Below are 13,119 nucleotides of genomic sequence, written 5' to 3' on the forward strand. Positions count from 1 at the left end.
ACATCACGCTATTAAGCCAACTAGCGCGCCTGAATGACATCGGACAAAAGGATTTGTTATGCCCACTCTATTTTCTAACTCACCACTTTTTCAGAAATTGAAGCAGCCGTGGCTGGTTTCTCTGACTCTAGTCGTGTTGTTGTCGATCTGGCTTGGTTTAGGCGTAGGGCAAGCAGAAGAGTCACCTGAAAAAAAGGCAACAGAAATTCCGCTGGCTAAGGTTTCCTTTCAAACCTTCACCTCATCACCGACCTTTAAAACGATTGATCTCTATGGAAGAACGGCGCCCGATAGGCATGCTCGTCTAGGTGCAGAAGTCGCGGGTAAGATTGTCAGATTGAATGTTGTTAAGGGGGGGATGGTTAAAGCAGGACAAGCCATTGCCCAGATAGATAAGGGTGATTTAGAGATTCAACTAGAGCGAGCATCTGCGTTATATCGCTTGAAGCAGAAAGAGTTCAAAGCGGCGCAGTCACTGAAGAAAAGAGGACTGCAAGGTGAAATCGCCTACACCACAGCTGAGGCTTCATTAACAGAAGCAAAAGCCATGATGCGCAATGCGGAATTGGCTTTAAAGAATACTGTGATTACTTCGCCTTTTTCGGGTGTGGTTCAAGATTTGATGGTGGAGCTCGGTGATTTCGTTAGTGTTGGCGATCCTGTTGCTGGCGTGATTGACCTCGATCCTTTGGTTATTGAGGCGGATGTCAGTGAGCGTCATATCCAACATTTGCTAGTCAATCAATCTGCTTTGGTTCGTTTGTTAGGGCGAGAAGAAGCGGAAGGCCGTTTACGCTATGTTTCTCGTATCTCTTCTGTTGCTACTAATACCTTCCCAATCGAGATAGAAATCGATAACTCTAAAGGCCTATTACCAGCAGGTGTCAGTGCCGAAGTTAAACTCAACCTAGAAACAAGAGATGCAATAAAGATAACACCGGCGATGCTAGCATTGGATGAGGCGGGTAACCTAGGGGTCAAAACCTTGGTTTCAGTCGATGACTCACCAACGGTGAAGTTTGTAGGCATTCAGCTAGTAAAGGCCGAACAAGATGGAGTGTGGCTCACGGGGCTAGGTCAACGCGTCGATATCATCACAGTAGGCCAAGGGTTTGTGCGTGATGGTGATTCGGTGATTGCTGTTGAGCAAGTCGCTGAACTCTCTAACGTAACCGCAGAGTAGGAGATAACCGATGTATTCAATTATTGATGCAGCCTTGTCTCGTGCTCGAACAATGCTCTCCCTTTTAGCGTTAATCCTTGTAGCCGGTGTCGTCACCTATATCACGATACCTAAGGAATCGAGCCCAGACATTACCATCCCAATTATCTATGTTTCGGTCGGGCACCAAGGGATCTCGCCAACGGATGCAGAACGTTTATTGGTTCGACCTATTGAGCAAGAGCTGAGGTCGATTGAAGGCGTAAAAGAGATGACAGCAACCGCAGCAGAAGGGCATGCCTCTGTTGTGTTGGAGTTTAATGTTGGCGTCGATCTCACCAAAGCAATGGCCGATGTGCGTGACGCGGTTGATCTGGCTAAACCAAAACTACCAGAAGACAGTGACGAACCGACCGTAAATGAGGTGACGCTGGCTTCTGAGCAACCTGTTTTGTCTGTTGTGCTATTCGGTACCGTTCCTGAGCGCACCATAGTGCAAATTGCCCGAGAGCTTGGAGACAAATTAGAAAGCTATCGCCAAATCCTTGAAGTCGATATTGCGGGCGATCGCGCTGACATCGTCGAGATCATTGTCGATCCGTTATTGATGGAGAGCTACAGCTTAGATCAAGCGGATATCTATAATCTGATCGCTCTGAACAATCGAGTGGTGGCCGCAGGTTTTGTTGATACTGGCTACGGACGTTTTTCTGTCAAAGTCCCTTCGGTATTTAACTCCTTAAAAGACGTGCTTGAGTTGCCTATTAAAGTGGATGGCAAGCAGGTGGTCACTTTTGGCGATGTCGCTACGGTTCGTCGAGCGTTTCGAGATCCTGAAAGTTTTGCTCGTTTAGATGGCAAATCTGCGGTGGTGTTGGATATCAAGAAGCGTGCAGGTGAGAACATCATCGAAACCGTTGAGCTAGTCAAAGCGGTAATGGCTGGTGCTCAGCAGCAAGCGGAATGGCCAAATAACCTGTTGGTCAAATACACCTGGGATGAATCTAAAGATGTGAAGATCATGCTTAATGATCTGCAAAACAATATCTTATCCGCCATTATTCTGGTGGTGATCGTTATCATCGCGATTCTTGGTGTGCGTACCGCTTTGTTAGTGGGTATTTCCATTCCAGGCTCATTCCTAACCGGGTTATTGGTTCTTTCGGTGTTTGGCTTAACCGTCAACATCGTAGTGCTGTTCTCTCTGATTATGGCGGTGGGGATGCTAGTAGACGGTGCGATTGTGGTGACCGAATTTGCAGACAGGCGAATGCAAGAGGGTGAAGGGCGCAAAGCCGCTTACCGAGATGCAGCGAAACGGATGGCGTGGCCGATAACCGCATCGACTGCCACAACCTTAGCCGCATTTGCTCCGTTACTGTTTTGGCCTGATGTGACGGGCGAATTTATGAAGTTCTTACCACTAACTCTGATCGCGACTTTAACTGCATCATTGATCATGGCGTTGTTGTTTGTGCCCGTGCTGGGCGGTTTGATTGGCAAACCTCAATACGTATCGTCTAAAAGCCAAGCTCGAATGGTCGCACTGCATAATGGTGACTTTTCACAGGCTACTGGTTTAACCAAGGCTTACTACCACACGCTTTCTTTAGCGATTAAACACCCCTTTAAGATTTTGTTCAGTGCGGCACTGCTCGCGGTTGCAGTTGGTTTTACTTATTCAAAAGCGGGTCTAGGTGCAGAGTTCTTCCCAGAAGTTGATCCGCCATTCTTTAATGTCAAAGTTCGCTCGCATGGGGATCTGTCTATCCAAGAAAAGGATGACATCATGCGTGATATTGAACTGATGATGCTCAATCATGATGAGTTCGATACCGTTTACACGCGTACTGGTGGTGACGACCAGATTGGTTTGATCTCAATTACGCCTGTTGACTGGCAATATCGACGCAGCGTTAAGGCGATTATTGATGAGTTGAAGGTACAAACCGATCAATACGCTGGTGTTGAGATTGAATATAAGTTCCCTGATGCTGGGCCTCCGGTTGAAAATGACTTAGTGATTGAGCTGTCGGCAAGAACTCCAGAGCAGCTCAATCAGGCTGCAAAAATTGTGAGAGGTTGGGCTGATGGAAATAAAGCACTGACCAATATCAGCGATACTGCGAGTAAAGATGGCATCGATTGGAAGGTGGATATTCGCCGCGACGATGCTGCGCGCTTTGCAGCTGATGCGACCTTAGTGGGTAATACCGTTCAATTCGTGACTAATGGTCTCAAGATTGGTGATTATCTGCCCGATGACTCTTCAGAAGAGGTCGATATCTTGGTGCGCTACCCTAATGATAAGCGTGATATCGGGCGCTTCGACCAGCTTAGGGTGAAAACGCCAGCAGGTTTAGTACCTATTACTAATTTCGCTCAGATCGTTCCCGACCATAAGCAAGACACCATTAAACGCCTTGATGGCAAGCGTGTGGTGAACATCATGGCGGATATGGAAGAAGGGTATAACCTAGCTCTCGAACTACCAAAGATCGAACAAGCATTGAGTGAGCTAGGGCTGCCGAGTAGCGTGGAATTTCGCATCCGTGGTCAAAACGAAGAACAAGAAAACTCGTCAGCCTTTTTACAAAGTGCTTTCTTGGTTGCTTTGGCGGTAATGGCTTTGATTCTGATTACTCAGTTCAATAGCTTCTATCAAGCGTTTTTGATTCTGAGTGCTGTATTGTTTTCGACCGTTGGCGTGTTCGTTGGCTTACTGATCTTCCAACGTCCGTTTGGCATTGTGATGTCGGGAATTGGGGTAATAGCGCTCGCCGGCATAGTCGTGAACAACAACATCGTGTTGATTGATACTTATAATCAGCTCATCAAAAGAGGCTTGGACAAGCGAGATGCGATTCTAAGAACCGGTGTTCAGCGTTTAAGGCCAGTAATGCTCACGACGGTTACGACTATCTTAGGTTTAATGCCGATGGTGTTAGAGATGAACATCGACCTGATTAATCAAAAGATAGAGTTTGGCGCGCCAAGTACACAATGGTGGTCACAGCTTGCGACCGCTATTGCTGGTGGTTTGGCGTTTGCCACGGTGCTGACTTTAGTATTAACCCCTTGTTTGTTAATGCTTGGACGGAACAACAAACCTGAAAAACAGTAGCTAGTTGTGGTATGTGAGCATAAAAAAGAGCGCCTTGATGGGCGCTCTTTGCATTTTTCTATTTTGCAGTGAAGCTACAAACGCCTAGTTAGTCGCTAGTAACTGACCGTATCGCTCAAGGTTTCTTAATCGAATCTCTGAGTTGGCAATAAAGGTTGCTTTTGCTTTACCAGTTAACGACTTGGATTGAGGCAATTTCACGGTACGCGCATTTTTATGTACGCCATTAACCAAGAATTCATAATGTAAGTGCGGGCCAGTCACACGGCCTGTACCGCCCAAAGTACCAATGGTTTGGCCTTGTTTTACGCGCTGACCGGTTTTCACCATACGTCGCTTCATGTGCAGGTACTTGGTGATGTAGGTGTTGCTGTGGCGGATGAACACGTAGTTACCATTGAATTGGTTGTAACCTGACTTCTGAACAATACCGTCACCGGCTGCCCAGATAGGCGTGCCAACAGGGGCTGCGTAGTCAGTACCGCGGTGAGCTCGAATCTTACCGGTTACTGGGTGTCTCCTGGTAGGGTTAAAGTTCGATGTTACGCGACGAAAATCAATTGGTGAGCGCAAGAACGCCTTCTTCATCGCACGACCATTTTCATCGAAGTAGTTGCCGCTTTTATCATCCAATACCGCGGTAAATGAATCGCCTTGGTTTTTGAACACGGCTGCCATGATCTTACCGCGACCAACTACTTCACCTTCAACCACTTTCTCTTGGTATAAGATTTTGAAGCTGTCGTTCTTACGAATATCTAACGCAAAGTCGATATCCCAACCGAAGATGCCGGCCAGTTCCATAATTTGGTTTGCGGTTAAACCCGCGCTGACGCCAGCGTTCCAGAAGTTAGAGGTGATGTTGGCTTCGGCATAATTGTATTGGTATACCACTTCTTTTTTGTCGAAACTTGATGAGAAAGAATCGCCAGATTTAGTGATCTTGAAGCTTTCAAACGCACTAAGTTGTCGTTTTAACTGAATAAGGTCGTTGTTTTCATCAAAGCCGAACTGCAAGACATCACCAGGTCTTAGGTTAGACAGCTGCTTCTTAATATCATTATTGGTATTGAGTAGCGTGATCAGCAGACGGTATGAGAGGCCAATACGTTCAAATAAAACAGAGGTGCTTTCGCCAGAGCGAACGGTGTATTTCTCCCAATTGAGCACTGCCGTCGGTGGAGCGTCACTTGAGCTAATAAGTGCAGAGGCATTGATAGTCAGTGGGTAATGTTTTCCCACAACTAAAGCGCCCGAATCGTCACGTAAACTGTTGACGTCGGGGAGTAAGAAAATCGCGACGAAAATTATGGCACTAAAAAATGCGATAAAAGCCCGGTGCAAAATAGGAAGGCGTGCAAAAATAGACAACATGTTCCGGTTCGTTCTGTAAATATTATGAAAATCGACGACGGAATAGTGTAACTGGTTTCAAAATACATCGCTATTCAAGTAAGATGTCTAATTAATGTATTTTTGCCAAATCTGTGGGAGTGAACAAGAATGGCGAGTATTGAAGCTGCACTAGCCGAGATCAAACGTGGCGTAGAAGAACTGATTCCAGAAGACGAACTGATTGCAAAACTAAAAGAAGGTCGTCCTTTACGCATTAAGCTGGGTGCCGATCCAACAGCTCCAGATATCCACCTAGGCCATACGGTTATCTTTAACAAGCTTCGTGCTTTCCAAGAGCTTGGTCATGAAGTGACATTCCTTATCGGTGATTTCACTGCAATGGTTGGTGACCCATCAGGTAAAAACTCAACACGTCCACCGCTAAGCCGCGAAGACGTATTGAAGAATGCTGAAACTTACAAAGAGCAAGTCTTCAAGATTCTAGATCCTGCGAAGACGCAAATTCGTTTCAACTCTGAATGGCTATCTGAGCTTGGCGCTGAAGGCATGATTCGTCTTGCTTCTAACCAAACTGTTGCTCGTATGCTTGAGCGTGATGACTTCAAAAAGCGTTACGCTGGTGGTCAACCGATCGCAATCCACGAATTCATGTACCCACTTCTACAAGGTCACGACTCTGTTGCACTAGAGAGCGACGTTGAGCTTGGCGGTACTGACCAGAAGTTTAACCTTCTAATGGGTCGTGAACTGCAAAAAGCAGCAGGTCAAAAACCACAAGCGGTACTAATGATGCCACTACTTGTTGGTCTAGACGGTGTTAAGAAGATGTCTAAGTCTGCGCATAACTACATCGGTATTAGCGAAGCACCAAGCGAGATGTTTGGTAAGATCATGTCTATCTCTGACGATCTAATGTGGAGCTACTACGAGCTGCTGTCTTTCCGTCCTCTTGAAGAAGTTGCGGAACTGAAAGCTGGCGTTGATGCAGGTAAGAACCCGCGTGACGTTAAAGTGCTTCTTGCTAAAGAGATCATCGCTCGTTTCCACAGTGAAGCAGATGCTGAAGCCGCTGAGCAAGAGTTCGTTAACCGTTTTGCTAAGAACCAAGTTCCTGATGAAATGCCGGAGTTTGAATTCGAAGCAGGCCTGCCAATTGCGAACGTTCTAAAAGAAGCGGGTCTTGTAAACTCGACTTCTGATGCGATGCGTATGATCAAGCAAGGCGCTGCTAAGCTTGAAGGCGAGAAGATTGAAGACAGCAAATTCGTGCCTGAAGCAGGTACTGCCGTTTACCAAGTAGGTAAGCGTAAGTTTGCTCGTATTACTATTAAGTAATAATGCACATCAATAATTGAACCAAAGGCATCCACGGATGCCTTTTTTATTGACTTAAAATTGACGAAACTTTGAAACGCCTATTGCTACACTATGCGCGCTGTCAAATTGACAGTAATTCTGGAGATTTTTATGAACAATACCGACCATCCTCCTAGTTTGAATGGAGAAGAATAACCTGTCTCGGTATTGATCTATTGTCCTGCCGTTCAGGTAGGGTATCTTTGTTTTCCCCCGCATTCTTTTCCACACACTAGATTCTAACAAGTAGACACATCAGTAGCTTTCAGCTCTTGGTGCGCTTAGCTGTACGCTCTTGGTGTATTAGCTATAGGCTATTTGTTTTGATGGTCGTTACCTTTGCCAATCGGGAGATTCGCCATGACGGTAATGAACAACACTTTTTTATCTATTGAAGCTCTGTACTCAGAGCAAGACATCCAAGCTGTATCGAATGCATTTCAACAGTACGGACGTGAACAACAAATTAATCTTTTGAATCGAATGCCGCTCGAAGATGCGGTGCTAGTGCTGGGGCAATGCTCTTTGAGTACGATTCAGACTTTACTTAGTGAGCTAGAAGAGCAGGGCTTTGAGAAGCGCTCTCGACATCTAGCTCACCAACTAGGGCTGATCTACTCTGAGGTAGAACCTCAACAGGGTTACCTTTCGACTGGCGTCATGAGCCACGTCAGGCAGCGTATCGGTTGGATTATTGCGTTAGCACTATTGGGAATCGTCTCAGGGCTTATCATTGCTCAGTATGAAGACATTCTCAGTCAATTGGTACTTTTGGCTATCTACATGCCGGTAATTGCTGCTGCTGGTGGTAACACCGGAACACAAGCCGCGACTTTGGTTATCAGAGCCTTAGCCACAGGTGAGTTGAAAAAACGCCAATGGGCTAACGTTCTGTGGAAAGAGTTTAGAGTTGCTATTTGTTTAGCTCTAGCGATTGCCGTAGTGATGATTGGGCGTATTCTGCTATTCAGTGAAAACCAATCGACAGGTGGTTATGATATCAACATGATTGCGTTAGCGATTGCGGTAGCGCTGTTTATTCAGGTGACCATATCTACCGTACTCGGCGGAGGGTTACCGATAGTTGCTAGGCTATTTAAGCTTGATCCAGCGGTGTTAGTGAGCCCAGTACTTGCATCGATAGTGGATATCTCAGGAATGTGGATCTACTTCACTGTCGTGAACTCATTCCTAGGAATCGCTTAAAAGCTGATAAAAATAGCTAAATACATCTGAGAAATAAAATTGGCGCTGAAGATTGAAGGTCTTCAGCGCCATTTTTGTTATTAAAGTAGAAGTTTACACAGAGCTAAGCATTACTTAGATTTGCTTTGTGTTTGACTGAACTCGACCACATCTTTGTAGAAAGCACGTTCAAACTGGGTGATTGGTGCTTCCACTTGTTTGTCTGGATCTTGTTCTTCAGGGAAGTAATCACGAACAAATTGTACGAACAGAGAGTTCGGTTTTCCCGCTTTATCTAATCCGTATCCCGCCATGTTGTAACTGCCGTATAGAGAACCACTTTTGGCGATAATGTTGCCTTGAATCGGTGCTTTTCTCATGCTTTGACGGTATTTGAGCGTTCCATCAGTGCCTGATGTAGGCATAGCCTCAATCAGGTTGAGCTGTTGATCGTTTTCCCAGATATAACGAAGCACTTGAGCCATGGTCTGTGACCTCATTCGGTTATTTCTAGATAGCCCTGAACCATCGACGAGCTGCGCTTTACTGAGGTCAATATTAGCCTTGGTTAGCAAGACCTGCTTAATCGCTTCAGTACCGTTATTGAAACTGCCCGGTTGAACATAAAATGTGGCTCCTAGCGTTTTAGTTAGATTGTCTGCGATAAGGTTATCTGACTTCTTGAGCATGATATCTAGCAGTTCAGGAAGCTTTTCTGAGTTGTGACTAGCGACTAACGTGGTTTTGTCTGCTTTCGCTTTTTTACCAATAATCACATCACCTTTTACTCCGATTTTCAGTTCTTTGAGAAGCGATGTAACAACTTGATAAGTGTAAAGCTCTGGATTTTGAATCGCGAACTTGAGTGGCAGTGGCTTTTTACGTTCAACTAAGCAACCAGAGAGCTTGTAAGCGTTATCTGGTGTGGTGGTGAGCTCTAAGTCGCATTGTGTCGCCTTCTGCCCAGAGCGAGTTACCGTGGCGGCAGTGGTTGTCACGTCTATCGGGTAGTGAGCGGGAATATAAACGCGTGTCGCACCATTATCTTTTGTATAAATAGAGGCTTGTGCGCAGTTGCTGTCCAAGGTCATTGCACTAGAAGGCGCGCTGTAACAAACCCCTAGAATGTCCCAAGGCCACCCCACCGCTCGCTGATAGCCGGTATAAGCTGTGTTATCCAGATATAAATTGCCCTTGATGGTTCTGGATTGAGACTTAGCGTATTGAGTTAACAGGCTTTTTAGATGTTCTCGTTGTAGCGTTGGGTCACCGCTGAATGAGATCACAACATCTTCATTAGAACGAGCTATGTTGGTCGTGTAGTGAAAGTCATCCCCCAATTCCAACTTGGCTGCCAAAGCCGTAACCAGTTTTAAAGTGCTGGCTGGTGGATAAAAGCCATCAGTGTCGGTATTCATTCCATTTGAATTACCACTCAATGATTGCAGTATTAAGCTTGTACTACTGCCATCGGGCAGTTTATCAAGAGGGGCATATGCGAAAGCGGTAAGTGAGTAACTACCAAGTGATAAGCTACATAGAAGTAGAGTGGATAGAAGGCGCATAGAAGATTTCTTGGATGGCTGATGTTTTCAAGTATACAGATATAAAAAACGCCCGCTAGGTAGCGGGCGTTTTGATTCTCAATTAACTAATTAATCAATTAGGTAATCAGAATTAGAAGTCGTAACGTAGACCTAGAGCGATTTCGTCTTCAGCGTCTGCAGAGCTTGCTTTGCCGTTTTTCACTAGGTTTGTTGTACCGATCTTGTCGCCTTCAGAGATTAGGTTGAAGTTGTACGAGATGTAAGTACGGAAGTTAGGCTTGAAGTAATAAGTTGCATCAATTGCAACGTTATCTGCAGAAGTTTCACCGTCAGTTTCTGCGTTGTTGTACGTTAGAGTAAACGCTGTCTTATCTAGCGTGTATGCAGTTGCAAATTCGTAACCTGTGTAGTCTACAGATTTGTTGCTGTACTCAAAAACGTTACCTTGTGCATCTTCAAAAACTGCTTGTTTTTCACCATCAGTAAATACACCAGCGAAGTAGAAGTTGCTCATGCGGTAAGATGCAGAAAGCATGTATTCATTAGATTGATCTTGGTCTGCGTAACCAGCACCTAGCTTAACGCCAGAATCACCGATTGCGTAGATAGCAGATAGAGAGTAGCCATCTTTACCGTTGTCGTTGAACTCATCGTTAGCGTCAACATCACGGTCAGCGAAGCGGTAGCTTGCTTTTAAGCCTAGGTCTTGGAATTGACCTTTGTAAGAAAGCATGTTGTCTGAACGGTCAGCTACTGCGATTTTGTCTGCCGCTGAGTTACCGTGGTAAGACATGATATCGGTAAAGTCAGTGATAACGCCTAGCGCACCGTCGTTTTTGCCGTATGTAACTTCACCGAATGTACCGCCAATACCAGCGTATGTGTAACGGTTTGTGATGCTGTCGCTGTTGCTGTCTGTAGCACCACCGTTTTCAGCAGTTGTGAATTCGCCTTCGTAGAAACCAACGCCGTATAGGCCGTCTTGGATTTCAACTTTACCTAGGAAGTTTAGACGCACACGAGAGTTGTCTTGAGCTTTGCCATCTTTTAGAGATAGACGAGCTTCAGCACGACCACCGATTTCTAGAGAAGTGCCGTTTGAGCTGTATACAGAAGTACCGGCAATATCACCAGCTTGTTTACCGTCGGCTGCCACTGCGTTAGTAGCAAGAGCTGCAGCAGATACAGCAAGCGCGATCATAGTCTTGTTCATGTTATTATTTCCTAATTACTGTCCATAGAAGTTTTATTAAGGATTTGAACCCTTTTGTGTATTGCCTGTATTAATCAGGCTTCATAATCATGATTAGGACAGAAGTCTGAAAATGCCAGTGCAATCCATGGGTTACTTTTTACCTCTAAAGTTCCATGGTCAGTTAGTAAAATGATATAAAACTAAAAAATGAACACTGTTTTATTATATCTTTTTTGTTTAAGTGGTTGTTTTTGAATGTATTTTATAAAAGTGTGATCTGTGTTTATTTTGTTTGTTTTTTGTTTTTTTAGGTATTTAGCTCTCCACTTATTGATGGGGAGGTTATTATTCATTTTTGTGATGTCTGTAATTTAGACCTAGATAAAGCTTTTATAACGCAAAGTGGAATAAAGGTGATTTAGCCATAAAGTTTGTTTACACTAAGCCAAATCGTTTTGTTTCTATCACCCAATAAATACGTTGGGTGTATTTATGTTGGCCAAAGAAAGCTTTGGCATAGAGGTAAAAAATGGAAAAGGTTCCAATGACAGTACGTGGCGCTCAGCAGCTACGTGACGAATTAGATCGCCTACTTAAGCTACGCCCTGTTATCTCAGCAGCTATTGGTGAAGCACGTGAACTAGGTGACCTGAAAGAGAATGCTGAATACCACGCCGCTCGTGAAGAGCAGGGTATTTGTGAAGCTCAGATCCGTGATATTGAATATAAGCTATCACTGGCTCAGATCATCGATGTAACGCAAATGGATAATACGGGCAAGATTATCTTTGGTACGACAGTGACACTGATTGATGTGGATACCGATGATGAGTTCCGCTACCAAATCGTTTCAGAAGACGAAGCAGACATCAAAACGGGTCGCATTTCTGTGAAATCGCCAATTGCTCGCGGTCTTATCGGTAAAATGGAAGGCGACGAAGTCATGATCTCTACCCCTGGTGGTGACAAAGACTTCGAAATCGACAAAGTAGAATATATCTAATTGAATTTTCTTTGTTTCTGATAAGTAAAAAGGTCGCTAAATGCGACCTTTTTCGTTTCTCACGCTACACTAAAAGATAAGCGCTGTGGCTTCCTATTAGTGAAGTTAGCTTATATCAAACTCGCTTATTTACGTGGAATCTCGATTTTACGTGCTTCTGACTGGCGGAACAGTACTAGAACTTTACCGATAGTCTGTACTTTCTCAGCTTTAGTTTCACGTACAATTGCATCGATAATCAGTTGCTTAGTCTCACGGTCTTCTGATGCAACTTTAATCTTGATCAGTTCGTGGTGGTCTAGAGCTAATTCGATTTCCGCTAGAACAGCTTCAGTAAGTCCATTTGCGCCCATTAGCACAACAGGTTTTAAACTGTGAGCTAGGCCCTTTAGATGCTGCTTTTGTTTGGTACTTAGGTTCATTACGCGGCCAATTTTCTTTACTATTAGGGTTGAAAAAACCTATTTTAACGCCATCTAAAGCTGAAGACTATAATTTATTCAGCAATTAGTACTTTCCTCCAATTTAGGTATCCAATGAGCAAACAGAAACACTCGGCCAGTTCAGGCCGTTGGTTGAAGGAACACTTCGACGACAAGTACGCAAATGAAGCAAGAAAGAAAGGCTATCGTTCACGTGCTTATTTCAAAATGGAAGAGATTCAAACGAAAGATAAATTGCTGTCTCCTGGGATGACCATTGTGGATTTGGGTGCAGCACCTGGCGGTTGGTCTCAATATGCTGCTAAGATTGTTGGAGACAACGGACAAATCATTGCGTGTGACTTGTTACCAATGGATCCGATTGCTGGTGTTAGCTTTTTACAAGGCGATTTCCGCGAAGAAGCTGTGCTAGATGCCTTGTTGGAACGTATACAACCAAACATGGTTGATGTCGTGATGTCAGATATGGCACCTAATATAGCAGGCAACAATTCTGTGGATCAGCCAAGAGCTATGTATTTAGTTGAATTAGCTTTGGATATGTGTCGACAAGTTCTAGCTACCAATGGTAGTTTTGTTGTAAAAGTATTCCAAGGCGAAGGGTTTGACCAATACGTTAAGGACGTCCGTGAGATGTTTAAAACAGTAAAAGTTAGAAAACCCGACTCTTCTCGAGCTCGATCTCGTGAAGTGTTTATCGTAGCCACTGGTTACAAAGGTTAACGATTCTCTTCCAAGAGTGAGAGTT

Annotated in this window: 10 protein-coding genes; 6 read left to right on the forward strand and 4 right to left on the reverse strand. The window is 44.6% G+C overall.

Translation table 11 applies throughout. The features are described from left to right. The first annotated feature begins 58 nt into the window (after positions 1-58). Both AB4209_RS03685 and AB4209_RS03690 read left to right on the forward strand, forming a co-directional pair. Positions 59-1,183 carry an efflux RND transporter periplasmic adaptor subunit gene (locus tag AB4209_RS03685; RefSeq protein WP_017059405.1) on the forward strand — a complete coding sequence of 375 codons (1,125 nt, stop codon included), beginning with the start codon at positions 59-61 and terminating at the stop codon, positions 1,181-1,183. A gap of 10 nt (positions 1,184-1,193) precedes the next feature. Then, entirely contained in the window at positions 1,194-4,286 is a 3,093-nt protein-coding gene (locus AB4209_RS03690; protein ID WP_017063268.1) for an efflux RND transporter permease subunit, read from the forward strand. An 84-nt stretch (positions 4,287-4,370) separates the two neighbouring features. On the opposite strand, the gene AB4209_RS03695 is transcribed toward AB4209_RS03690, so the two are convergent. Then, positions 4,371-5,660 carry a peptidoglycan DD-metalloendopeptidase family protein gene (locus AB4209_RS03695; protein ID WP_065584911.1) on the reverse strand — a complete coding sequence of 430 codons (1,290 nt, stop codon included), beginning with the start codon at positions 5,658-5,660 and terminating at the stop codon, positions 4,371-4,373. A gap of 129 nt (positions 5,661-5,789) precedes the next feature. Between AB4209_RS03695 and tyrS the strand changes: the two genes are divergently transcribed. Next, a complete protein-coding gene (gene tyrS, locus AB4209_RS03700; RefSeq protein ID WP_017059402.1) occupies positions 5,790-6,977 on the forward strand; it encodes a tyrosine--tRNA ligase in 1,188 nt (395 codons plus the stop codon). A 381-nt stretch (positions 6,978-7,358) separates the two neighbouring features. Further along, entirely contained in the window at positions 7,359-8,204 is an 846-nt protein-coding gene (locus tag AB4209_RS03705; RefSeq protein ID WP_017068902.1) for a magnesium transporter, read from the forward strand. A gap of 110 nt (positions 8,205-8,314) precedes the next feature. On the opposite strand, the gene dacB is transcribed toward AB4209_RS03705, so the two are convergent. Continuing rightward, a complete protein-coding gene (dacB, locus tag AB4209_RS03710; RefSeq protein WP_372054872.1) occupies positions 8,315-9,748 on the reverse strand; it encodes a serine-type D-Ala-D-Ala carboxypeptidase in 1,434 nt (477 codons plus the stop codon). Between the two features lie 112 nt (positions 9,749-9,860). After that, the gene (locus AB4209_RS03715) at positions 9,861-10,943 is read right to left on the reverse strand and encodes a porin (protein ID WP_372054874.1); all 1,083 of its coding nucleotides are present in this window, start codon (positions 10,941-10,943) and stop codon (positions 9,861-9,863) included. A 511-nt stretch (positions 10,944-11,454) separates the two neighbouring features. Between AB4209_RS03715 and greA the strand changes: the two genes are divergently transcribed. Next, positions 11,455-11,928 carry a transcription elongation factor GreA gene (gene greA / locus AB4209_RS03720; RefSeq protein WP_017059397.1) on the forward strand — a complete coding sequence of 158 codons (474 nt, stop codon included), beginning with the start codon at positions 11,455-11,457 and terminating at the stop codon, positions 11,926-11,928. A 125-nt stretch (positions 11,929-12,053) separates the two neighbouring features. Here greA and yhbY read toward each other — a convergent pair whose 3' ends face one another. Continuing rightward, complete coding sequence (gene yhbY / locus AB4209_RS03725; RefSeq protein WP_004738252.1) at positions 12,054-12,350, reverse strand: ribosome assembly RNA-binding protein YhbY; 297 nt, start codon at positions 12,348-12,350, stop codon at positions 12,054-12,056. Positions 12,351-12,464: 114 nt separating this feature from the next. Here yhbY and rlmE point away from each other — a divergent pair, with 114 nt between their 5' ends. Next, positions 12,465-13,094, forward strand: coding sequence for a 23S rRNA (uridine(2552)-2'-O)-methyltransferase RlmE (rlmE, locus tag AB4209_RS03730; protein ID WP_017059396.1), 630 nt, complete (start codon positions 12,465-12,467; stop codon positions 13,092-13,094). The last annotated feature ends 25 nt before the right edge of the window (positions 13,095-13,119 follow it).

Origin of the sequence: Vibrio sp. 10N.286.48.C11, from assembly GCF_041469805.1 — a bacterium.
Classification (GTDB): domain Bacteria; phylum Pseudomonadota; class Gammaproteobacteria; order Enterobacterales; family Vibrionaceae; genus Vibrio; species Vibrio crassostreae_C.